This window comes from uncultured Fibrobacter sp., from assembly GCF_937877005.1.
Lineage (GTDB): Bacteria > Fibrobacterota > Fibrobacteria > Fibrobacterales > Fibrobacteraceae > Fibrobacter.
Genome location: NZ_CALEFV010000061.1, coordinates 1 through 23,548 on the forward strand (window position 1 = coordinate 1; position 23,548 = coordinate 23,548).

The 23,548-nt window shown below is 52.6% G+C and carries 20 protein-coding genes; 7 read left to right on the top strand and 13 right to left on the bottom strand.

The annotated features are described in order from the left end of the window. Positions 1–215 precede the first annotated feature (215 nt). The gene (locus tag Q0628_RS03435; protein WP_298768178.1) at positions 216–728 is read left to right on the top strand and encodes a hypothetical protein; all 513 of its coding nucleotides are present in this window, start codon (positions 216–218) and stop codon (positions 726–728) included. On the opposite strand, the gene Q0628_RS03440 is transcribed toward Q0628_RS03435, so the two are convergent. The 4 genes from Q0628_RS03440 to Q0628_RS03455 form a co-directional block, all read right to left on the bottom strand. Then, positions 725–1,738 (bottom strand): hypothetical protein, encoded by a 1,014-nt coding sequence (locus Q0628_RS03440; protein WP_298768179.1) that lies wholly within the window; start codon positions 1,736–1,738, stop codon positions 725–727. The genes Q0628_RS03435 and Q0628_RS03440 overlap by 4 nt on opposite strands. Before the next feature lie 178 nt (positions 1,739–1,916). Next, a complete protein-coding gene (locus tag Q0628_RS03445; RefSeq protein WP_088656535.1) occupies positions 1,917–3,188 on the bottom strand; it encodes an argininosuccinate synthase in 1,272 nt (423 codons plus the stop codon). A gap of 105 nt (positions 3,189–3,293) precedes the next feature. After that, positions 3,294–4,190 carry a monofunctional biosynthetic peptidoglycan transglycosylase gene (gene mtgA, locus Q0628_RS03450; RefSeq protein ID WP_298768180.1) on the bottom strand — a complete coding sequence of 299 codons (897 nt, stop codon included), beginning with the start codon at positions 4,188–4,190 and terminating at the stop codon, positions 3,294–3,296. Further along, positions 4,190–5,296 carry a toprim domain-containing protein gene (locus Q0628_RS03455; protein WP_298768181.1) on the bottom strand — a complete coding sequence of 369 codons (1,107 nt, stop codon included), beginning with the start codon at positions 5,294–5,296 and terminating at the stop codon, positions 4,190–4,192. The genes mtgA and Q0628_RS03455 overlap by 1 nt, the downstream gene beginning before the upstream one ends. 105 nt (positions 5,297–5,401) lie before the next feature. On the opposite strand from Q0628_RS03455, the gene murB reads away from it, so the two are divergent. After that, positions 5,402–6,340 (top strand): UDP-N-acetylmuramate dehydrogenase, encoded by a 939-nt coding sequence (murB, locus tag Q0628_RS03460; protein ID WP_298768182.1) that lies wholly within the window; start codon positions 5,402–5,404, stop codon positions 6,338–6,340. A gap of 119 nt (positions 6,341–6,459) precedes the next feature. On the opposite strand, the gene Q0628_RS03465 is transcribed toward murB, so the two are convergent. Next, positions 6,460–6,894 (bottom strand): VanZ family protein, encoded by a 435-nt coding sequence (locus Q0628_RS03465; RefSeq protein ID WP_298768183.1) that lies wholly within the window; start codon positions 6,892–6,894, stop codon positions 6,460–6,462. Positions 6,895–6,994: 100 nt separating this feature from the next. On the opposite strand from Q0628_RS03465, the gene Q0628_RS03470 reads away from it, so the two are divergent. After that, a complete protein-coding gene (locus Q0628_RS03470) occupies positions 6,995–8,188 on the top strand; it encodes a class I SAM-dependent rRNA methyltransferase (protein ID WP_298768184.1) in 1,194 nt (397 codons plus the stop codon). 105 nt (positions 8,189–8,293) lie between these two features. Then, a complete protein-coding gene (locus tag Q0628_RS03475) occupies positions 8,294–10,237 on the top strand; it encodes a glycoside hydrolase family 44 protein (RefSeq protein ID WP_298768186.1) in 1,944 nt (647 codons plus the stop codon). A 10-nt stretch (positions 10,238–10,247) separates the two neighbouring features. On the opposite strand, the gene Q0628_RS03480 is transcribed toward Q0628_RS03475, so the two are convergent. After that, on the bottom strand, positions 10,248–11,744 hold the full coding sequence (locus Q0628_RS03480) for a family 16 glycosylhydrolase (RefSeq protein ID WP_298768188.1): 1,497 nt from the start codon (positions 11,742–11,744) through the stop codon (positions 10,248–10,250). A gap of 111 nt (positions 11,745–11,855) precedes the next feature. After that, positions 11,856–13,286: a tetratricopeptide repeat protein gene (locus tag Q0628_RS03485; RefSeq protein WP_298768190.1), complete on the bottom strand. Its 1,431-nt coding sequence runs from the start codon at positions 13,284–13,286 to the stop codon at positions 11,856–11,858. A 68-nt stretch (positions 13,287–13,354) separates the two neighbouring features. Here Q0628_RS03485 and Q0628_RS03490 point away from each other — a divergent pair, with 68 nt between their 5' ends. Further along, complete coding sequence (locus Q0628_RS03490) at positions 13,355–13,570, top strand: hypothetical protein (protein WP_298768192.1); 216 nt, start codon at positions 13,355–13,357, stop codon at positions 13,568–13,570. 72 nt (positions 13,571–13,642) lie between these two features. Here the strand turns inward: Q0628_RS03490 and Q0628_RS03495 are convergent, their stop codons facing one another. The 4 genes from Q0628_RS03495 to Q0628_RS03510 form a co-directional block, all read right to left on the bottom strand. After that, complete coding sequence (locus tag Q0628_RS03495; RefSeq protein WP_298768194.1) at positions 13,643–16,414, bottom strand: hypothetical protein; 2,772 nt, start codon at positions 16,412–16,414, stop codon at positions 13,643–13,645. A 74-nt stretch (positions 16,415–16,488) separates the two neighbouring features. Further along, positions 16,489–16,611 (bottom strand): hypothetical protein, encoded by a 123-nt coding sequence (locus Q0628_RS03500; RefSeq protein ID WP_298768196.1) that lies wholly within the window; start codon positions 16,609–16,611, stop codon positions 16,489–16,491. 121 nt (positions 16,612–16,732) lie between these two features. Beyond that, complete coding sequence (locus Q0628_RS03505) at positions 16,733–18,970, bottom strand: T9SS type A sorting domain-containing protein (RefSeq protein ID WP_298768198.1); 2,238 nt, start codon at positions 18,968–18,970, stop codon at positions 16,733–16,735. Between the two features lie 110 nt (positions 18,971–19,080). After that, a complete protein-coding gene (locus Q0628_RS03510) occupies positions 19,081–20,028 on the bottom strand; it encodes a metalloregulator ArsR/SmtB family transcription factor (protein WP_298768200.1) in 948 nt (315 codons plus the stop codon). 55 nt (positions 20,029–20,083) lie between these two features. Here Q0628_RS03510 and Q0628_RS03515 point away from each other — a divergent pair, with 55 nt between their 5' ends. Beyond that, complete coding sequence (locus Q0628_RS03515) at positions 20,084–20,890, top strand: phosphatase PAP2 family protein (protein ID WP_298768202.1); 807 nt, start codon at positions 20,084–20,086, stop codon at positions 20,888–20,890. Positions 20,891–20,966: 76 nt separating this feature from the next. Then, the gene (locus tag Q0628_RS03520) at positions 20,967–21,671 is read left to right on the top strand and encodes an FISUMP domain-containing protein (RefSeq protein WP_298768205.1); all 705 of its coding nucleotides are present in this window, start codon (positions 20,967–20,969) and stop codon (positions 21,669–21,671) included. 79 nt (positions 21,672–21,750) lie between these two features. Here Q0628_RS03520 and Q0628_RS03525 read toward each other — a convergent pair whose 3' ends face one another. Together Q0628_RS03525 and Q0628_RS03530 are read right to left on the bottom strand one after the other, a co-directional pair. Further along, positions 21,751–22,743, bottom strand: a complete 993-nt coding sequence (locus Q0628_RS03525) for a hypothetical protein (protein WP_298768206.1) — start codon at positions 22,741–22,743, stop codon at positions 21,751–21,753. Positions 22,744–22,762: 19 nt separating this feature from the next. Next, a partial coding sequence (locus tag Q0628_RS03530; RefSeq protein ID WP_298768207.1) for an HAD hydrolase-like protein occupies positions 22,763–23,548 on the bottom strand: 786 nt, incomplete at its 5' end.

The following is a 23,548-nucleotide window of genomic DNA, read 5'->3' on the forward strand; positions in this document are numbered from 1 at the left end:
TTTCGGGGAGAGCCCCTTCGAACATACCGCCTTCAGCCATTGCAGGTGCGGCGAAAGCGCAAGCGAGCGCGCATGCCTTAATCAGAGATTTTACCTTCATAATATTTCCTTTTTTTGCGCCCCGACCATAAGGGCAGGGCCGTTGTCTGCATAGCAATATAGGAATAAAAAACCATTTTTGAAAGGTTTTTATTCCATTTGGCTATATTTGGAATATGTTTTTCCCGAAAAACAAAACCCTCGTAGCCCTATTATCGGCAATCCTCGTGTCAGCATCCGCGAGCACAGCCTCGCCATGGAGGTTCAACGCCGGCTTGGGAAGTCGGAACCAGTCTCCCGTCGTGCTCATTGGCGGAGTGGGCTACAAGGACATGATTCTCCGTTTTCAGGGAATGGGCATTCACAATGGTCCAAACGACTACTGGTGCGCTTTCCGCGGAAGCCTGCTCTGGACTTTCTTTACGGACCTGCCGTTCAACTTCGATGTCGGAGCCGGAGGCGGCTACGAATACGCCGAAGCCCCGAACGGAATGCACCAAGCGCTCAATCACGCCAACGGCGGAATGTTCCTGTACCCATACAATTTCAAGGAAGCCCTAGATATTTCTCTAGAAATCTGGGTTCACCTTTACGGGCTCTACACACAAATTAGCGTTCCCGCCTACCGGTTCAAGGAACACGATGCAAAAAATATCCTGTGGGGCGCAGGATATATGGTTGAGTTCTAGTTTACTTTTTCGATGGTTATAGTGAAAGAATCATAACCCGTAGAGTATTCACGATAGTGTAAATCCAGGCTATAGTTGTGCCCATTGTAGGTTTTCGATCCTTTGTATAAGTATGTCGTTCCGCTGTTACCATCATCCAGCATGATCCATCCATATTGGATAAGCGTTGACACAAATTTTCCCCTATTCTCCTTGGATTCTGCAACTATACTAAAACTACCCCCATAATAATCACCCTGCACAAAAAGTTCCTGCGGAAGGTTTGCCGAAGCAACATCGAGAAGTTCAATTTCTAGCTTACGGCTTTCCGACATAGGCGTTACCGCCCCAGAGAATGTACCTACAAAAGTTTCCATTGTGTAAGCAAAGAATAGGGTATCCCTTTCGACAGTCCCCGCAACAGGATCTTCAACGAAATTCGTGTACCTAAAGCTTTCATTGGAGATTTTAGTTTGTTCATAACCAGCCGCAATCAGGAGAGTATCAAACTTTTGCAATTTGTCAAGCGCAATCGTCTGGCTTACTTCGCAACCACCCGCAAAAGTCGGTTTCCAGGCAAGTTCCGACGGAGGCAGTTTTGCAGTAGCCAAATCACAAGTTGACGCATTCGGAGTAGAAGGATTTGTTCCCGAATCAGTTGATTTGTCGCCGGTCTTGACATAAACGACAACGACATTTCCTCCCGTGGTGGTCAGCGTGACCGAATGAGAGACAGCTCCGTCCTGCTTGGAGAATGAATATTCACCATCGCCATTCGGTTGCGCATTTGCCGCAACAGGAAGCCAACCCGCATTCGTATAGTCGGCAACCATGGACATAAAGGCGACAGCATCCATCGAGCTTTCCGCAACGCATCCATCACCCGTACTTTCAAAAGATAGAGATGAAGCAGGCAACGCCGAAACATCACAGGAACCAGACGAACCACCCGTACCGGAATCGTCGGAAGAACAGGCGGCAAACATAAACGATGCCAAAGTGCATCCCAAAAGCGTCTGTTTGATATTCATAATTTCCCCTTTATATGGTGGAGTTCATTTGAAACAAAAATGTAAAATAAAAAGCACCTTGTCAATAAAAAAAAAGCACTGCTGTGAATTTCAGCACATTTTTCCCTGTGCAGAGGTCCAAAAGCAAAAATTCCCCCGGTTTTGAACCGAGGGATTTTTTGACGAATGTCTTTATCGACTACTTTTTCGGGAGCACCACCGGCTTGCCGAAGTCGACGTTGGTCTTGTTGCCGAGCAACAGGGCGCGCGTCTTGAGCGGAAGGCCAAAGCAGCGGATGAAGCCCGTTGCGTCCTTCTGGTCGTACATGTCGACATCGGTGAATCCGCCGAGGCCCATGTCATAGAGGCTGTAGGGGCTCTTGATGCCGGCCGGGATGATGTTACCCTTGTAGAGCTTGAGGGTCACGTCACCGGTAACAACCTTGTTGACTTCGGCGAAGAAGGCGTCCATAGCCTGGCGGAGCGGAGTGAACCACTGGCCATTGTACACGAGGTTCGCGTAGGTCATGGACATCTTCTGGGCTTCGAACAAAGTTTCCTTGTCGAGCACGAGCTGTTCAAGGCATTCGTGAGCCTTGTACAGGAGCGTGCCACCCGGAGTTTCGTACACGCCGCGGCTCTTGAGGCCAACGAGGCGGTTTTCGACGATGTCCAGGAGACCGCAAGCATTCTTGCCGCCAATCTTGTTCAGGTATTCGAGGAGTTCGACAGCGCCCATTTTCTTGCCGTCGATAGCCACCGGATTACCCTTATCGAAGGTAATCGTCACGTGGTCGGCCTTGTTCGGGGCCTTTTCATACGTGTTGGTGTGCTTGAGGAATTCGTACTTGTGTTCCTGTTCCGGGAATTCCAGGACGCCACCTTCGTGAGAGAGGTGCCACAGGTTGCCGTCTTCGGAGTAAATCTTCTTCTTGCTGATGCCGTTCAGCGGAATCTTGTGAGCGGCAGCGTAGTCGATAGCGTCTTCGCGGCTATGGAACGTCCACTTCGGGTCCTTCCACGGAGCGATGACTTCGAGCTTCGGGTTGAGGGCGGCGTAGGTCAGTTCGAAACGGACCTGGTCGTTGCCCTTACCGGTAGCACCGTGAGCAACAGCGTAGGCGCCTTCCTTTTCAGCAATCTTCACCTGGTACTTGGCGATGAGCGGACGGGCGAAAGAGGTACCCAGGAGGTAGGTTCCTTCGTACTTAGCACCGGCGCGAACGGTCGGCCAAACGTAGTCTTCGAGGAATTCCTTCTTGAGGTCGAGAACATAGCACTTGGAAGCACCAGTCTTCAGGGCCTTGTCTTCGAGGGCCTTAGCGTCCGGGAAGTCGTTCTGACCGAGGTCGGCGGCGAAAGCGATCACTTCGCAGTCGTAGTTTTCCTTGAGCCAGGGGATGATGATGGAAGTATCGAGTCCACCGCTATAAGCGAGGACAACCTTTTTCTTGGATTCTTTCTTAGCCATTTTTAGCGTCCTTTAAGAAAATTTTAGACGATTGAAATATAGAAATAGACGAGAGACGAGAGACGAAAGACGAAAGAATTTTTATAGAAAAATGATGAAAAAAAACTACGGAGAGACCTTACTAGAATCCTTAGGAGGCGGAGCCATCAACTGCCGGAGCGAATCCACCAGCACGCTATCCTTCTTGGGAAACATGTTCTGGTAAATGACAGCACGGCGCTTGGCCATGAACTGGCTTTCGCGCATGTTCGGATGGTGCTTGCCCGGGCTTGCGAGCATGGCGGCCAGGTTGATTGCCTGGTCAACACTGAGCTTGGCGCAACTCTTTTTATAATAGGTACGGCAGGCTTCCTGGCAACCGAAAATATCCTTGCCCCACTGGGCATAATTCAGGTAGAGTTCCAGAATGCGGTCCTTGCCGAGCTCATGTTCCATCAAGAGCGCGTACGCCAATTCCTTGAACTTGCGGTTGAAGGAGCGTTCCCCGCTCAGGAACAGGTTCTTCGCGAGTTGTTGCGTAATCGTTGAGCCGCCGAACTTGGTCTTCCCTGCCGCCTGGTTTGCGTTGAGCGCCTCGGCAATGGCGCGGATATCAAAGCCCGGGTGGAAGTAGAATCCGGCGTCTTCGCTAGCAATGACCGCCTTGCGCAGATATGGGCTGATAGAATCAAGTGGCACATAGGTATGCTTAATCTGCAAGTTCGGACTGGAATCCTGCAGCGCCTCCATATACTTGCTCATTTCGGGCTGGTCGTTCTTGAGTTGCGCAACTCCATCATAAATCTCATAACCGTAAATGAACGCTCGATAAAGCGCATAGGTCGCCGCTGCCGAAAACAGCGCCGAATAAATAATCATGATCAGGAGAGCCTGACGAATAACGAAATTAACCGTCCGGTAGAGCCACTTGAGTATAAACCCGGCAACCTTCGCAAATGTCGTTCCTGCGAACCACTTGAAAAAATCCTGGATCTTACCCAAATACAGCTTCACTTTTTTCATTACTTCTTTCCTCCGAACCAGTCATTGATGTCTTCGCCCTCTTTCATTGCCGTCGACAAGTTTTCCATACCTTCGCCTAATATAACATTGTGAATTCCAGCCTGGCTAAACAGATTTCCAATATACTCCATGCCAGCACGGCCAGCTTCATCGTGATCGAGGCAAAGTACCACGTTCTTTGTTTTAAAATAATTCAGCCATTCCACCTTAAAGCTGCGGACACCAGGAATACCGACCGCATTGATTTTCTGACCTATAAAGGTGAGAGTATCCACCACGCCCTCGCACAGGTATACCCAACCCGGTTTCTGGTCTAGGGCAGACAAGTTATAGGGAAAGGGCACCGTCCCACGCAAGTTGAGTTCCTTCGGGACAACCGTATTATCGATAGCCCGGGACTGAAAGTAGAACGCTCTACGTTGCGTATCGAGATACGGGAAAATCAGGGGATGCTTATAGTAACGCAGGTGTCCCTTATCATTGAAGAGTCCCACGTATTTTAAGACTTCTTCACCAAAATCAGCCTTAAGACTGTTGCTTACCTCGTCATAATTTGTAATAGTACGCAAAAGCATCTTGTCCCATACAGGTTTGTAGATGCGGCGACGAGCGAGCCACTTTGCTGCGGGAGTGTTGTCGACAGGGCTTAAACGCTTTAGGAACGACAGGATGATTTTCTTGCGCTCATCCTCGCTAACAAGTTCTTCTTGTTCCTGCACAACAGGCACCGTTTCTGGCGGTAACGACGGAGGAACTTCGCGAGGAGCCGCTGCCACGCGGGTGGCTGCCTGCGAAACCGCCTTGCGGGCGGAAGCAGGTACGAGGAACGGATACTGTTCCATGAGCCAGTTGAGAGCCTCGATAAAACTGCAGTCCTTCTTTAGCTGAACAAGGGAGATTACGTCGCCACGGACATCGTCGCAAACCCAGCAGCGGAAAGTTCCGCGTTCTTCGGAAATGGAAACGGACGGCGTGCGATCTTCATGAGCATGGCGTTGCGGAAAGAAACAACGACAACGGCCCCGATTCACATCGATATCCAGGCTTTTGGCAACAGCCGTTATAGAGATGGCCGCCTTGAATTGTTTCAGTTCCTCATTGGTCATGGAAGGAATTATAGTAAATAGAAAGTAGGAAGTAGGAAGTAGGAAGTAGACAGTAGGAAGTGGAATGTGAAAATTGGGAAGAAACTAATAACTATATTTTCTGTCATGCAGATTTTCGAAAACGAACCGATGTGCAAGCACACCTCCTTTAAGGTCGGGGGGGCAGTTCGTTATTTTGCGAAGGCGGAATGCCTGCACGATCTCCGGATGGCATTGGACCTGGCCCGCGAAAAGGCGCTCCCCTACTTTATTTTAGGGAACGGTACGAACCTGCTTGTTTCGGACAAGGGATACGACGGCGTCATCATTACGCTTGCCGGAGAATTTTCGGCCATCGAAGACTTAGGAAACGGAGCGTTCAAAGTCGGGGCGGCTACCCCGCTCGGCAAGTTTGCCCGCAGCGCACTCAAGCAAGGTTTTGCAGGCATCCACAAACTCGCCGGAATCCCAGGCACCTTGGGCGGTGCGATTTACATGAACGCGGGCGCATACGGTCAAGAAATTGGAACCTGCTGCACTACAGTAACCGTTCTGGAAAGCAGCGGAAGCATTCGCGAACTTTCTAACGCCGACTGCGCCTTCGGATACAGACAAAGTATTTTTTCGCTACGTCATCGCGAGGCTGAAAGCCGAAGCAATCCATTTGATACAATTTTGTCGGCCGCATTCCAGCTACCCGCCGCAAGCACTGAAGGCAAGACTGCCGATGACCTCGAAGCGGAACTCGCCGAATGCATGGCCAAGCGCAAGGCAAGCCAGCCCTTGAACATGCCGAACGCAGGCTCCACCTTTAAAAGGCTTGAGGTCGGAGCGGCCGACACCCCCACGCAAGTCGCGCCCGGCTACTACATTGAACAAACGGGCCTCAAGGGCTACCGCATCGGCGGCGCCGAAGTGAGCTCGTTGCACGCAAACTTCATCGTAAACGCAGGCGGCGCCACCGCCAATGACATCAAACAATTAAGCGAACTTGTACAGCTAAAAGTCGCCGAGAAATTCGGCATCGAACTCAAGAGAGAGATAATTCTATTAGGAGAATTTTAGAACTAATGTGGAGTGCGATACAATGAGAGATGTGGAATGAACGACCTCATTACTCACCTCACATTTCACATCCCTAACCACTAATCACTATCAACTTCCTACTGTCTACCGTCTACTGTCTACAGCCTACTGTCTACTTCTAACTTTTTTTCCGGCACGGGGTCGTAGCGATTCAGGATTCGCGTGACGATGGCGTAAACAACACCGCCCGTGAGGCCACCGGTCAAGTCCGCCACCAAATCGAGCACGCTGCTGTCGCGGCCTTCGACAAAGCTCTGGTGGTATTCGTCGGTGCAACCGTAAGCGAGAGCAAGTACGCCCACAATCAGCACGCGCAACCACTGACGCTTGGACCATTCGTTACGGGTCCAGAGCATAGCGTAGCAGCCGGCAAGAGTCGCGTATTCGCAAAAGTGAGCCAGTTTGTCCCAAACATGCGGAAAATCTTCAAGCTGTTCATTCGTCAGCGAAGAAATCTTAAAAATGATTGCCATGCAGAGCACGCAAGGCACGGCTCTAAAGAAGGGGTACTTGTCAAATAGCGATTCAAACATATTAGGTATGAGGTCGCGCCTTTGGCGCTTTGAGGTATGGGCCCAAAGATAGAAAAAGAGAGCATCTTCAAAAGTCTACATTATTTCTAAATTTGAATCCATGAAAGCGATTACCCTGAAAGCCGGACGCGAAAAGTCCGCATTGCGTTACCACCCTTGGATTTTTAGCGGAGCCGTTGACGAAGTTATCGGCGACCCGGAACTTGGCGACACCGTTGAAGTCTACAGCTACAAGAGCGATTTTCTGGGTCTTGCGGCGTACTCGCCCAAGTCCCAGATCCGTGGGCGCTTCTGGACGTTCGGCGAAAAGGCTAACATTGACCGCGAATTCTTTAGCGACTTGCTTGACCGCGCCATAGCCGCCCGCAAAAGCCGCGGCTTCGATATCGAAGACAAGGAATCGGCATTCCGCCTGATCAACGCCGAGAACGACGGCATCCCGGGCTGCATTATCGACAAGTACGCCGACATCTATTCTGTCGAAATCTTGGCCGCCGGCGCCGAAATCCATCGCGAAACGATTTATGAACTGCTTGCCGAAAAGACGCATTGCCGTGGCATTTACGAACGCTGCGATTCCGATGTGCGCAAAAAAGAAGGCCTGCAGCTGCGCACCGGTTGCGTATATGGCGAAGTGAGCGACGAGCCCGTCATCATCAACGAAAACGGAATCCTCTTCCCCATCGACGTCAAAAACGGTCACAAGACCGGCTACTATTTGGACCAGCGCGACGCCCGCCGCCGCATTGGCGAACTTTCCAAGGGCAAGAAGGTCCTGAACTGCTTCTGCTATACCGGCGGATTCGGACTTTACGCTCTCCGCGGCGGTTGCGAAAAAGTTTATCAGGTGGATGTTTCCAAGGACGCGCTCAAACTCGCCAAGGAAGGCATCATGAGGAACAAGCTCTGCACCGCCCACGCAACTCATGTGGAAGCCGACGTGTTCCAGTACCTGCGCAAGTGCCGCGACAAGGCCGAGACCTTCGACCTGATCGTGCTCGATCCGCCCAAGTTCGTGGAAAGCAAGGATAACCTGCAGAAGGGAGCCCGCGGCTACAAGGACATCAACCTGCTTGCGATGAAGCTCTTGGCCGAGGGCGGCATGCTCGCGACCTTTAGCTGCTCGGGCCTCATGGAAATGGACTTATTCCAGAAGATTATCGCGGATGCCGCCGCCGATGCCAAGCGGCGCGTTCAAATCATTGAACGCTTCGGCCAACCCGCCGACCACCCCGTGAACACGGCATTTCCCGAGGGACAATACCTCAAGGGTTTACTCGTTCAGGTCGTCTAAATGCGCAAAATGTCCACAGCTGTGGACATTTTTTTGACATTCTCTTTTTTTTCAGTATATATTCCTTAGAGGTCTATTTCGTAGAAAAGGTCAAGGGAGGCTTCTATGGTTTTCAACAATTTTTTTACTGGAATTACATTCTGTTCCTTACTCGCTGTTACCTCAGCCTTTGCCGAAATCAACATTTCAGTTGACGCTGATGCAGGCATCATCCCCATTTCTCCATACATTTATGGACGAAACATCGATAAAATCAGCGATACGGACGCCGCAAGCGATGCAGACGAAGAAGCATTTATCGCCCAGATGCTTGATGCGGGCATCCACATGATGCGTGCGAACAACGGCAACAACTCCACGCGCTACAACTGGAGCCACAAAATGACGGTTCATCCGGACTGGTTCAACAACGTTTATGCGCACGACTGGGATATCACCGCGAAAAAGGTGCTCGACAAGATGCCGGGAGTCGACGCAATGTACGGCTTCCAGCTCACGGGCTACGCAGCTAGCAGCACCGAATACAACTTCCCCGACTGGAACTGGAAACAGGAACACGGCTCGTATCCGTCACGGACATTCGACCTTGCGGGTGGCGGCGAAGTATCAGAAGACGGCCAGACGCTCATCAAGGCGGGCGACGCCTCGCTCTACAACATGGAATGGCCCGCCGATTCCACGGTCGGCATCATCCCGCACTGGAAGGATGAACTCAAGTACGACATGAGCCGTTTTAAATACTGGAGCATGGACAACGAAATTGAAATCTGGCGCGGAACCCACAACGACCTGGACTTGCCCGTAACAGGAGATTTCCTCGTTGAACGCTATATCGACGTAGCCAAGAAGGCGCGCGCCGCCTGGGGCGATATCAAGCTCACCGGCCCGGTGGTCGCTAACGAATGGCAATGGTGCCACATCAATGCCTACAACGAAGAAAGTAGGCCCAAGATCGACGGCCAGGAATACTGCTGGCTAGAATTCTTCACCAAGAAAATCGCCGAAGCTGAAAAGGCGAGCGGCGTGCGGCTCCTCGACGTGTTCGACATCCACTGGTACCCCACCGAAAAAGACTACGAAAGCCGCGTCAATTGGCACCGCGTTCTGTTCGACACCACCTACTACTACAAGGGCGGTAACGGTGTGCGCTGCGCCACGGGCAAGTGCGACTGGAGCGACAAGGAGAAGGGCTACAGGTCATACATCTTCGTGCGTATCAACAACTGGCTCGAAAAATACTTTGGCAAGGATCACGGCATCAAGCTCGGCATCACCGAAACCGACCTGAACGATTCCGACCCCATGGTCACGGCACTTACTTACGCGTCTTTCCTCGGAACCATGCAGGATAACGGCGTGGAGATTTTCACCCCGTGGACCTGGGGCGACGGCATGTACGAAACGGTGCACCTGTTCAGCCGCTACGGCCACCCGAACCGCGTGCAGTCCACCTCCAGCAACGACTCGCTGGTGTCCGCCTACAGTTCCATCAGCAACAAGGGCGATTCACTTACGGTCATCTTCGTGAACCGAGCCGAAAAAGACGCACAGGACGTGAACCTTGATCTTGCGAACTTCGCCTCCGACGGAAAGGTCAAAACGCTCACCTTGCAGGACCTCAAAGGTGAAACGTTCGTTTCGCACACAAGCAACGCCTTGAAAGAAAATGCAGTTGGAGCAAATGCGCAGGGCGGAACCACCACTGCGACAAGCTACAGCATCAACAGTTTCAAGATGACGCTCCCCGCAAAGTCAATTACCGCAGTGCTGCTCACCACAAGTTCTCCGAAACAGGTTGCTAACATCCGCAACATCCAGCATGGAGACAAGATTCTGCGTCATGAAAATGACAACTGGATTATCGACAATAGTACAGGAACCGTGCTCTGCGCGACCGTATTTAACAGTCTGGGTCAGAGCGTCTTGCAGATGAATACCCTACCGCACGGGAATGTTTTCGTAGAAAGTAAGAACCTTGGTTCCGGTAACTTCGTAATCCGCCTAAAAACAACACACGGAATCGTACTAGACAAGATTCACGTGAAATAAGATACCGTTTCTATTTCTTGAAGTGTTTCATCTCGGTGTGGAGCCTATCGCCTACGACCACATGGTACAGACCCATAGGCAAGCCTCGCACATCTAGCGTAGCCGTGCGCGTTACTCGACGGGAAATCACCTCGCGTCCCTGCAGGTCAAGGACGCGTACTGTAGCCCCTTCGACAAACACGCTACCAAGCTCAACCAGCAGGGTTCCATTCGCGTAATGGACCGAGGTCCCGTACCTACTGGCAAAATTGCCCAGCGCAGTCGTACCCGAATCGGCTGTGACCGTATCGGGCAACAAACGCCACATCTGGTTCCATTCCCAGTCGTCGGCCCAGCTCTGCACCACGCGTTCACCATCGGTTGTTGCACGCAGGTACATGTCGCTGTGCGGCATCTTCATGCGCACCACGGAACCTTCGTAACCGGACTGCTTTTCCATGATTACCTTCTGGTGATTGCCTCCATTCCACTTGTAAAGGCCCATCGTGATACCAGCATCGGTCGATTCGTTCGGGGTGTCGAGAGAGATGTCGCCAAAGTTAATGCGGAAAGTCGTCGAAGAAAGCGGAGTGATCGTCGCAATCGCATTGTCGCCATTGCAATCGCCCAACGCAAGCTTGTCGTCTGAAGTTCTAACCATGCAAGTCCCGAAATTCATCGACATGATGCGAACCGTATCGGGCTTTGCGGGTTTGGCCTGCCACACGCGTACCCAGTCAGCCTCGAAATACGCCGGCTTGTCGGAGGTAATCTCGATATCGTCGCCTGCCCAGCCACCAATGGCCAGGTTCACGATGATGTACTGCGCCGCGAGCTGCTTGATTTCGGTCGGGCGGTTGTAGCTTGCAAACTTCTTGTCGTCAAAGTAAAAACTGAGGGTTCCCTCGTCCCATTCCACGCCATAGTTGTGGAAACCTGCGGAGCGGTCCACGTCGTCGTCCTTGTGCCCGCCGAAAGACGCCTCGTGATCCCATGCCGAACCATGACTGCTGTACCAGCTCGGATCGGTGTAGTGCAGGTAGTAATGATGTTGCTTGCGCGAAGCCGGAATTTCGAGAATGTCGATTTCCGGAGGCCAGCCGTCTTGCAAAGTCCAGAAGGCAGGCCACGTTCCCTTCTGCCACGGGGCCTTGAAGCGACCTTCGATGTAGCCGTACTTCACTTCGAAATGTCCCTTCGTGTCAATCGCGCCGCTCGTATAGTCGACGGGGATTTCCTTGTTGTTGAACTTCGCCTTGCGCCCGTTGGCATCAGGATGCACCCTTTTTTCGCCCTTCAGCTTGAGTGTACCATCGGAAACAATCACATTCTCTTCGGTGCAATAGGCGCGGTGATTGTGCGTCGGGCCCCAGTTGTACGTGGGGTTCCACTTTTTCTTGTCGAGAGAAGTGCCGTCGAAGTTATCCTCGAATACTTTTTCCCAACCGCTAAAATTCGCCGGCGGGTCGGCAAACACAAAATAGGCCGACAAAGCCACAATGCTTGATACAACAAAAAGATTTTTCATATCCAACTCCATACCTCACCCGCTACACCCAAAAGCCGCAGGCATTATAAATATACCTACGGCTTCGCTGTTCTCAAAGTCAAATGTTGTTAACAAACCGCCAAACTAGCGTTATCTAGTTCTGCGCGGCAGCTCGGACGCATGCTTTTCAAGCCAGACGGCGTCTTCGAGCGCACGTTCGGCTTCGGTAGCCCAGTCAGAATCGGGGAACTGCTGCACCACCTCACGGTAGCGAACTACGGCGCTGTGGAAATCACGAAGTTCACGATAGGCATTCCCCATCTGAAGCATCGTGAAGTAGCGCTCTTCGGGCTGCTGTTCCGTTTCCAGCAATTCCTTGTACATCTTGAGAGCGGCTTCGATGCTCCCCGCACGGAACAAAAGGTTCGCATTTGCAAGCGTCGGAACTCCGGAAGGAGCATCGGCAATGTCAGCCACCTTCGGTTCTGCAGCCGGAGCAGCCTCCGCGGCTTTTACCGGAGCCGCATCAACAGGTTTCGATTCGACCTTCGCTGCAGTCTCAGCTGCTGCCGCTTCGACAGCAGGCTGATTTTTCGCTTCCCTTTCGGCCTTAATCGCCGCAATACGGTCTTCAGCCGCCTTGCGGTACTTGGCATTCGGGGCAGCCTTTTTCATGTAAGCAGCGAGGAACTTGAGTTCCTGTTCCGGCTTATTGTTCTTCTGGGCAATCAATGCAAGGAAGTAGTTGGCATCGTTGCCCTCTTCCTTGTATTCGAGGCCCTTTTTCAGGTTGAACTCAGCCTTGTCCATTTCACCGAGTTCATATCGCGTAAGACCCGCATAAAAATACGCACCGGCATGTCCCGGCTGCTTGCGCAGCACTTCGCGCCACAGGGGGGCCGCTTCCTTGTACTTGCCTTCGGCAAAGAGCGCCTTGCCCTTTTCGAACGGATCGGTCGGAAGAGCCGCTTCCGTCTTTGCAGGTTCTGCAGCCTTCGGAGTCTCCGCCACTTTGGCAGGTTCCTGCTTCACCACCTCTGCCGGCTTTTCGACAGGCTTCGGTTCAACTGGCTTTGCCTCAACTGGTTTCGGTTCGACTTCTTTTACAGGTTCAGCCGCCTTCGGAGCTTCCGCTACCTTAGCGGGTTCCGGAGCAGGTTCGGCCTTGGCAGGCGCAACGGCAGGAACTTCCGCAGGAGCGGCTTCAGCGGGAGCTTCAGCTACAGGATTATTCTTAGGATCCTTTGCGCGTTCGGCATCGGCCTTTGCCTTCTGACCAAGAGCTTCGTACACCTGGGCGGCACCTTCGTAGGCGGCACTCAAAGTCGGTTCAAACTTGTAGGCCAACCGGAAATTAGCGAGAGCTCCGCTAAAGTCCTTCATTTTCATACGAACCTGAGCCGCAGCGAGATAGGCTTCGGCATTCTTTGGATTTTCGGCAAGAATCGCGCGGTATTCACCGAGCGCCATTTCGTAGTCACCTTTGGCCTCAAAACGGGCACCCTGTTCCATTCGCGGGTCAGCACTGAAAGACAGACCCACCAAACAAGCCAATGCAATCGCAGAAATTCGGATATTCATGCGTTCAATTTAGTAAATTTTACAGCAACAGCATCCTCTCTAGTCCAAAGAAATACTACATTCAAGGCATGAGCAAAATCATTGCACGAATCATCGTTGGACTATTAATCGCCGTTGCACTGAAACTAGTCAGCAACATGCTACTACCCGCATCGCTTACAGCAAGTACGGGTTTCGATACGTTTCTGAGCATCTGCTACATGGCATGTATCGTTGTTCCGTGCGCTATCTACTTTATCAAAACGCCGCCCGGAACAAACAACAAGGGCGAGCGCATCCGCTAACAATATGATATAGCTAAAAGGACTGTTTCACAACAGTCCTTTTAAATTTCATTTCAGCATCTATTTCGTAGATTACCGTTTGCGGCAACGCACGGCAGCCACTGCGCCGAGAGCAATCAGCAGCACCGCTGCAATTACACTCACAAGAATTGTCTTGTGGAACGGAACGCTGCGGTATTCCATGCGGACTTCGGAGTTACCAGTCGGAATCTGCACGGCGCGCAAGGTTCCAAACGCCTTGTAGACTTTAGCTTCTTTGCCGTTCACGTAAGCCTTCCAGTACGGGTGATAGTTGCCGGCGACGACCATGAAACCTTCGCGGTCCGCATTCACATTGAACACCTGCGTATCCATCTTGGGGCTTGCGACTAGTTTTGCAGACCCCTGGATCGGACCCTTGGCAGCCACGCTGCCCTTGCCGTCGAATTCCGGAGTTTCAGACAAAATAACTTTTTCGCGGTAGAAGAACTTACCCGGTTCATCACCAAATTCTGGAGCGGCAGGCTTTGCCGCCACAGCACTTGCGGAATCGGCGGTAGCGCTATCGGCGGTCGCCACGGCGGAGTCTGCAACGGATTCTGCCACCGGTTCGGCGGTTTTCTGTTCACGAATGGCGGCCTGCGTCTGGAGCGTCTTGATGGCAGCGGAATCATCCATCACCACAGCTTCGCCGTAGAGGTAAGCCTCGCCCATCGCCGTCGGAATCGGCATGAAGGTCGTTCCCTGACGGCTATCGAAAATGATCGCGCCCACGTTCATCAAGTCGAGGAACGGGTGCACGGCCGTCGGGTCATTGATATTCATCAGGTAATTCGCATCCTGCTGACCGCCACGGAAAGCGCGGTAGCTCGCCAGTTCGTTATCGTGAATGCCGTCGGCATTGCGCATATGGTACTGCGAAAAGATGTTTCCGCTCAAGGCCTTGTTGCGGGAAAGCGAAAGCACGCGCGGCGTATTCAGCGAATCAGCCTTGTACGGAGCCTTGATAGCGGCAACCACCGGATTAGTCGGCTGCAAGTATTCGTTTGCCGGAACATTCTGGATGAACGCGCCATCGATAAAGAAAAGTTCGATACCTGCGGCAAGCGCAAGAACGCCCGCCTTGTGAGCCACCGGAGCCTTCCACTTTGCCACAAAGAGCGTCACCGCGACAATCACCAGCACCAGCACAAAGCCAGGGACAGCCTTGCCGGCGGTCGCATTCATCACGATTTCGTTCAGCGGCTTAAAGTAAGGAGCGGTAATCGGATCTTCCAAAAGTTTCTGGCCGCTCATGAGCATCACGCCGAGATAGGCAAAGCCGATAAAGATGCAAGCCTGCAGTGCACGCGGAGTTCCCGGAAGGCCCTTCTGGAAAGCCTCGGTCAAATTTGCAACGGTAAGCTTTTTCTTCTGGTCATCAAGGCTCATCACGCCAAGGCAAAGGGCGGCATAAAGAATCATCACCACCAAGCCGACAGGGCCAATAAAGGTCGTCCAGGCAAAACGGGCAATCAAGGCAAGCACCAGGAGCACGCCGTACATTGCAGAACCATGCAACAGGGCGCGACGGTTATCTTCGGCTTCGGCGGCTTCTTCGGGAGTCTTGCTTTCGGCAGACAAAGCCTTAAGAACCGGGCCCGCCATCATCACCAACAAGAGCGGCAACCAAAACAGAGCCATACCCGGAGCACGGAAATTCTTGACACCGGGGAGCACATTGTACCACAGCTTGAACAGCGGAGAATGGTCGCCCATGCCGTAACTCAAGGCAACGACTGCACCCAGGCCCCAGAAAGCAGCATAGCGACGCTTGCCCGGCAAGAACAGGCAAAGGAATCCGAGGAAGGTAAGGAGTGCGCCCGCATTGTTGTGGTCCAACTTGAACGCATTGTGGCCCCAATAGAACGGCGAACCACCTTGCAGTTTGCGGTATTCGTCCATCGAGAAACTCACAAAAGAGGAACCTTCGAGGTCACCCGTCTTTTCGTTCTGTTCGTAAACGTCGACACCCACAAAGCCCGGCAATAGAATCTGCGCCATTTCTTCTTGGTGCAAGGACCAGCTCACGGCGTGGCCGTAATTGGTGTGGCTATCGTCACCGCGCACCGACTGCGTGGTCGTGTACATGTAAGGCGGCACAATCTGGAAACAAGAAAGTGCAAGGCCAAAGCCAAGACCCACCGCAGCAAGGCCAAGGCGCTTGCCGCGAGTCTTTAGGGCATCGCAATGGAAGGCGACTTCGTAAAGCGTATAAAGACCGGCGCCCCACAGGAACAAGTAAGTGAGCTGCAGGTGCGAGCCCAAAATCATCCACGCGACCGAGAGCGCAAGCACAATCATGTAAGGAATGCTACCCGAGCGTACCACCTTGCGAATGGCAAGCAGCGTAAGAGGCGCAATGGCAAAGACCATCATCTTGCCGTCGTGGCCACCGTACAGGTAGGTAAAGAATTCCGGCGAGAACGCGTAAAGCATGCCAAGGAGCCCCGCCCACCAACGGTTCCCCGTCAGGTTCCAGGCGAGAGCCATGGCACTCATAAAGGCCACCCACAACGTGAGGATAAACTTGAAGCCCACGGCGCGGGCCGGGTCCATCAGGAACTGCACCCACACCAGCGGATGGTAAGCGTCGGCGAACAAGGCGTCGATCGTCGGAACGCCGCCCAGGCGGGAATCGTCCCATTCCGTGAGCACGGCACTTTCGGCACGCAGAATACGGCTACCGATACCGTTCAGCTGGTCGCTGTTGAGCATGAGCTGGTTGCTGTCGAACGCAAAGTCGCGGAACACGATCAGCAAAATTCCAAGGAAAATGGCGGAAAGCGCCACAAAGAAAGCAGGCTTCTTGTTTAGAAAATTCATGCAGTTAATTTAGTTAAAACAAAAAGAACCGGTCATTTGCCAGTGACCGTTCCTTTCACGAAATGAGTATGAGACTACTCTTCCGACTTGTCTTCGAGCTTGTCGTCGGCAGAAGAATACTTGATCAGGCAATACACGCCGAAAGCTGAGATGATGCAAGCGGCGGCAATGGCGACATACTTGATGATCTTTCCCATGATATTCTCCTATAAAAAAGCTCTTTACCCTAATATACACAAAAATACGCAAAATGCGTAGCGCAAATTGCGTAATTTCTGCAAAATGCAGTCCCTAAATCAACTTTAGGGGCTACAAGAGTTATTTAAGAGTCACTTTCTGACTTATTCCATTCACGCGAACAATGTAACTGCCGGGCGTCTGCAAGGTAATGCTTGTAGAAGTCTCCAAAAGCGGTTTTGAGACCACTCGGTGACCGAGTACATCATAGACACTGACTACTCCACCCTGCGTATTCATGAGCGTAATCGTCATACCATTTACCTCGAGATCGAAGGAGTATTCCAGTTGGTTCAAGACAAAGTCCGAGTCCTCCGAAGAACTGCTACTTCCCTTCGACGAAGAAGACGACTTTGCAGAGGAACTACTACTCTTCACCTTTGAAGAGGAAGACGATTTTGCAGAAGAGGAACTCTTTGCCGAAGACGAAGATCTCGCGTCACTTGAAGAGCTCTTTGCCGAAGACGAGGATTGCGCATCACTCGAAGAACTCTCTTCCGAGGACGAAGACTTCGCAGAGGATGAGGATTTCACTTCGCTCGAAGAAGAGACCTTTGTCGAACTGCTAGAAACACTGCTGGAAGAAGCTACCTGTGTAGAGCTAGAAGATTCAACCTTCGAAGAACTCGATTCAGCAACAGAGTTGCTAGATGTTGCAGAACTACTTGACGCAACAGAACTACTCGATGTTGAAGAGCTACTAGATGTTGTACTGGAAGAGGACTCAAGTAATGTATGGCTTTGCCCGATGGTTCCGTACCTCGAGTAGAACTCGTCGCAGGTGCCCTCGGTCGTGAGGATCGGGTAATGGCCCTCGCAGTAGCGCCACCAGCCGCTGCTCGTGCTCGACAGGCCGGAGTTCGTGTTCAGCTTCTCAACGAACGACTCCGTCTGCATCTCCGCAGTGGTCCTCCCGTTAACGTTCGCAACGGAGCCCGTGCTCGTCAGCGTGCCGATGGCGTGCATCGTGTCCGGCGTCGCGACGCTCGCGTCGTAGTAGCTGTTGTCGACGCGGCTGTTCGTCACGTAGGGGCTCACGCCGGAGATACGGTAGTTGCCGCGGTCCACCGAGCTGCTGATCACGCCGTAGGAGTGAGCCGCCACCAGCTGCGTAACCGAGGAGCCGTACAGGTAGCCGGCGATGCCGCCCACGTAGGGGTACCTCGTGGGACTCACGTCGAAGCCCTTGCCCAGCTTCAGGAGGGCGTGGTTGTTCCGGAGGCCGCTGCCGTAGTACCCGTAGCCCGTGACGCCGCCGACCTTGACGTTGTAGGTGCTCGTGTCGGATAGCGCGAGAGTGTCCAGGTTCAGTTCCGCGTAGGAGGCGCTTATCGTCGAGGCGTTCGCCTCCCCCGCAAGGCCGCCGATCTCGACAGTGCCGAAGTTGGAGCCCCTGACGACCAGAGTGTCGAGGGACGCCTGGCACTGCACTATCTTGCCGCTGGAGAGGTAGCCAGCGATGCCGCCGGCGTAGAGAGCGGTCGTGCCGCTGCCGGACGTCGTCACGACAGCCTTCCCGCGGAACCGGCTGTTCTGTATGGTCCCGCTGCTGGTCGCGGCGATCCCGCCGAAGTTCAGGGTGCCGCCGGTGGACTCGTAGGCTAGAGTCATGGACGGTTCCGCCACGCTGTTCCTGATCGTCCCGCTGTTCGTGTACACGATGCCGCCGATGCCGCTGGTGGACAGGGCGTACCCCGTGCTCGTGCAGCTGTCGATCGTGCCGCTGTTCGAGTGCGCTATCCCGTAGTTCCTGGAAGCGCTGTTCTTGATAGTGCCGTTGTTCGTGTAGGCCAGGCCGCCCTTCTGGTGCATGCCGTCGTTAGATTCCGTGCAGCTGTCGATCACGCCCCTGTTCTCGCGCACCCATGCGTAGACGTCGCTCCTCTTCAGCGACAGGTTCTTCATCACGAACCCCGTGCCCGTGTAGTTCACCAGCCCGCCCGGGGAGTAAAGGCCGTAGATCGTGTGGCCCGCCCCGTCAAGGGTGCCGTTGAAGGGCGCGTCGTCGTCGAACCCTATCGGCGTCCACTGGAACAGGCTCGTCTCGGTCTCGTCCGCCATGAAGTGGATGTCGTCGCCCAGGATCGCGTTGATGCTCCTGCTCCCGTTGTTCGTCTGGTACGCGAACCACGCCAGCTCCTCCGCGGTCGTGATTACGTAGTACGCCTTCCCGCCGATGCTGTCCATGGAGGGTCTCGACGTGGAGCCGTCCCAGTCGGCTGCGAATGCTGTACCGCATAGTCCTGCTAACAGACAAATAAGAATCGTTTTCAAAGCAGTAAAACGACTTTGAGCATAACAACGGGGCAAATCGGTCATAGACAGCTCCTAAAAAATGACTATTCCCAATATACATTAATATTGCACACCCTCCAACCCGTTTGTAAAAAAAAAACAAACAGTAAGTCAAAGGGGACAGCTAAAAGAGATTATTTCTTTTTTAGAATCATGCAGATGACGGGCAACTTTTTGTCGACTTCGTTTTCACTCGGGATGATTTCGCTGGAAATGACCTCGCAGTTGAATTCCTTGACAAAGAATTCGAGCTGACTGCGGTCAAAGCCAAGCCAAATGTGACCGTGCGTGGTGCGGAAAGATTCTTCCTTGTGCTGCGCCAAGTCAAGCAGGGCAAGCGTTCCACCGCGTTTGAGGATACGGACAGCCTCCTTGAGGGCAAGGCGCGGGTCTGTTGCATGATGAAGCACTTGGCTCATGAGCACGAGGTCGGCAAAGTTATCCGGGAGCCCCGTCTTGACCATGTCGGCCACCTTGGGCGACACGTTCTGGATGTTTTTCTGCTTTAAAATCTTCTGAAGACCGCCAATCACTTTGGGATCGCAGTCGAGGGCCGTCACGTGCTTGCAGCAGTTGCAGAGCATGAGCGTGAGGTCGCCGCCTTCGCCACAGCCCACGTCGACCGCGTTTTCGAACGGATACATCAGATGACCGAACAGGCTGATTTGCGCCTTGAGGCTACCACCTGCCTGGTCAAGCTTGTGGATTTGGCCCTTGGTCTTGTCGGTACGATCTTCGAGAACCTGTTCTGCTCGGCACTTGAGGATATCCTTGTCCGGCAGTTCGTCATAAGCCTCGCGAATCATCGAGAGCATGCGATTGCTCAGATACAGGTCTTCGCTCAGGCGGTAATACGCCTTGATCCCGTCGCGGCGGTCCTTGAGCAAGTTGCAGGCAGAAAGCTTTGCCAGGTGGCGGCTCGCGTTACTCTGATGAATATCCAGGATATCCTTGATTTCGTTGACGGTGAATTCCGCCTGGTCCAGAAGCAACAATATCTTGAGACGCATTTCGTCGGAAATGGCTCCGAAAAGGTCCATACTGGGTACAATCGGTTCGCGAGTATTTAAAGAATCTGCCACAAAAGCTCCATTCGTTTACTATAAAGCAATATAATTTTTTTAGCTTAGGGTCTACATGCGATTTCTCAAAAGGACATTCATTGGCGCCATCTTATTCCAAATCGGAATAGTTCAATCTGCAATAGCGTCCCCCCCGAAATACGCCCTGGATTTTGCCAATGATTTTACGCTCACGCTCACCGCAGCCGGCATGGCCGGATTCGGGACATTTCTCTATTATCGCATGGAAACACCCGATAGTTTTCGCGAAAAAAACGAACTTTTACCCTGGGACAGACCCTTCGCCGGACGCTACAGCGAGACCGCAGACCGGATGAGCGACTACGGTTTGGCACTCGCCATCGCCCCCTTTGCCATAGGCGGAATCGCCCTCTATTCGGGCAACTCGAACGGTAAAGAATTCGCAACATTCACGCTCATGTTGCTCCAGTCCATAGGCATTTCCAACGGAATCAACCTCACCCTCAGATCGTTTGAAATCTGGCCCCGGCCCTATATCTACGCGGAATCGGGCGACGGAAGGGACCTGGCGGACAACGCAAAATCCGAAGCTTCCGGGTCGTTCTTTTCGGGGCATGCCACGGCAGCCTTCTGCATAGCAACCTTTACTGACCAATGGTTCAGGACGGCATACAGCGGATCCCCCTACACCTCAATTGTACGGGCTACGGCCTACTCCCTCGCGGGCTTCGAAAGCGTCCTTCGGGTCGCCGCCGGCAAGCACTATCCGAGCGACGTCATTGTAGGAGCCCTGGTCGGAACCGGGGTCAGTCTAGGCGTCTTGGAGCTGCACAAAAATCGGAACAAAAGGTACTCCCTCTGGGCTTTCCCCAACATGGTCGGCATCACACTTTTCTATTGACATAAAAAAGTAATATTCGTTTTAAAAAACGCGTGTATATATTCTAGTTGTAAGGTTAATGCCTTCGGGGTGTATAATGCTGAAACTAGAAAAGAATCGATACGTGAACCATGCTGGAAAGGCCATAGCATTTCTTGCCGTTGTTGCACTGTGCTGTGGAACCACCTTTGCTGCAGGACCACGTCCCCACAAGGTGAGCCCTATTTCCAAGAAATCCCAGTTGATCAACAAGAAGGGTTCCCACCTCGACACCGCAGGCGAAACCCTTTCCGAAGAAGAACTTTTCGCACTCGCCCTCAAGAGCAAGAACATTTCGGACGACGGCACGACCCTCACCGACAAGCGCGACGGCAAGCAATACAAGGTCGAAATCAAGGGCGACAAGGCATGGATGAAGAACAACCTCGCCTTTAGCCTCTCCACTCCCAAGCAGTGCCTCCTAGAAGACGAGAAATTCTGCAAGCAGTACGGACGCTTCTACAGCCACAACGAAGCCGTCAAGGCATGCCCTTCCGGCTGGCACCTCCCCAACGACGGAGAATGGCGCGATTACCAGAAAGACCAGTCCAAGCTCGACTGGAACAACCTAGGCAAGGGCGGCTGCAAGGAATGGGACGGCTACTGCGAAAGCAGCTCCACCGGACATTACTGGTCCGCCTCGAAAGTTAGGAAGAATACGGCACGTTCCTGGGAATTCAGGAGCGCCGCCAAGAGCATCAACCGCACCGACGAAAGTCTCAACAAGGGGCTCTATGTACGCTGCGTTGCCGATCTGCGCTAAAGGATTCCAATTCCCCCAAAGAGAAAAGTCGCCGAAATATTTCGGCGGCTTTTCTTTTTTAGGTAAACCCTAACGGAAATCACTTCATTCCGACGAGCATCAGCTTCACGACTCCATTTGCAAAATCACGCGAACTAATGTTGCGACGGGTAGGAACACCCTTTTCCTTCTTGAGATCGAGAATCAGGTAGTCCAGGCAATAATCATCGTCGTCGCCACTATAAGTTACGTCAAAGCTATAGTCCTCGAAATTGAATTCCTTCTTTGCATTCTTGTGATTCGAGAATTCCTCGTACGCAGCAGAGCAGTCATCCTGATCGTACGCATAGCGGATCTGAAACGAGACATTGCAAGTCCGGTTGCCATAGGAAATCTTGATGTTTCCAGAAGATTCATTGAAATCCTCGGCATTCAGCTTGACAAGACCGTCAAACATCGACAGTTCGTCACAATCGACGGCGCGAATGTCCTCGAGCATCTTCTTTTCCTTTACCACTTCGCCTTCGGCAAGGAACATTCCATAGAATTCAGTCAGAGTCTTGTCCATGTCCCTAATGGCCGGAGCATCCTTGCGGAACAGGGAATAGAAATCCTTCATAAGGCATTCTCCCGTATAGCGGAGAACCGACTGAACCATGCCGTCATCATCGTAATGGAAGCCTTCCTGAATCTTTTGCGAATCATAGTTGGGATCCGTCCAGAATCCATCCAGGAATTCACCGTCGTCCAGGCTGTACTTGACCTTGTCCTTATCCTTTTCCTGTAGGTACACAAAGCCCTTGCTTTCGTAGGCCTTGTAAGAAAGCGTGTCCCACTTGTCCGCATCTTCGGGACCGACCAGGTTGCCAATCGTACCTTCCTTGCAAACCGGCTTGATTATCTTAAGAGTCGAATCCTTCTTGCTGTACTGATAATCAGCCTTGGCAAGAACCATTTCGAAGGAATCTTCCATGCTGAAGTTTCCCGAACTGGAACTATCATCGCCGCAAGCCACGAGCGCAGACGACAACAAGGCTGCGCCCCCTAGAAAGGCGACCGTACTATTTAAAGACCTTGCGTTTCTAAACTTCATCCTATTTTCTCCGTTAAAATCAAATTTCACCCTTGAAGAACGCGTCGAAATCAATGTCGCTGACCATTTCAACAACATATTCTGGTTTTACGTCAAGCTTTTCCAAGTCATAGCGCTTAGTCTCGCCACAAAGGGGCAGAACAAAACGGCAGCCACTGCGTTTGGCAAGTTCAAAGTCGGTATAGAGACGGTCACCGATGAACAGAATCTCTTCGGGGGCATATTTTTTCAAAAGTCCCGAAAGCATAGCCGGATTCGGCTTGCCGAAGCTGCGCTCCGGTTCGACACCATAAGCAGCCTTCAGAAGCGCCATGAAACTACCGATATCCGGAACAGGCCCATTCGCGTCGGGGCAGACAAAGTCGGTATGCGTAACCCAGAAAGGAATCTTGCGCTGCACGCGGAACGACAGTTCGCAAAGTTCACGGTAGTCAAAGCTGTTATGGTAGGCAACCAGCACGAGCTCGGTGTCCTTGACATCAGGGCGCAGGTTGAGTGTCGGGTCTTGCGCGGCAAACCATTCCGTGACTTCGGGGTTTGCAAAGAAGAATACGTTCTTGATGCCTTCTTCGTGAATGGCGTCGAGCGAAAGGTGCAAAGCCGAGATGATTGCATCATCGGTGAGCGGGAGGCCCATGACCTTGAGGCGGTTTTCGTAGAAGACCGGCGACTTGCTGGTATTGTTGCTCAAGTAGTAGACCGGCACTTGCTTTGCCACGCGACAGACAGTCTTTACCGCTTTGGGGTAAGGGCGGCCACTCAGGTACAAGGTACCATCGAGATCGAATACGACTGCTTTTACGGG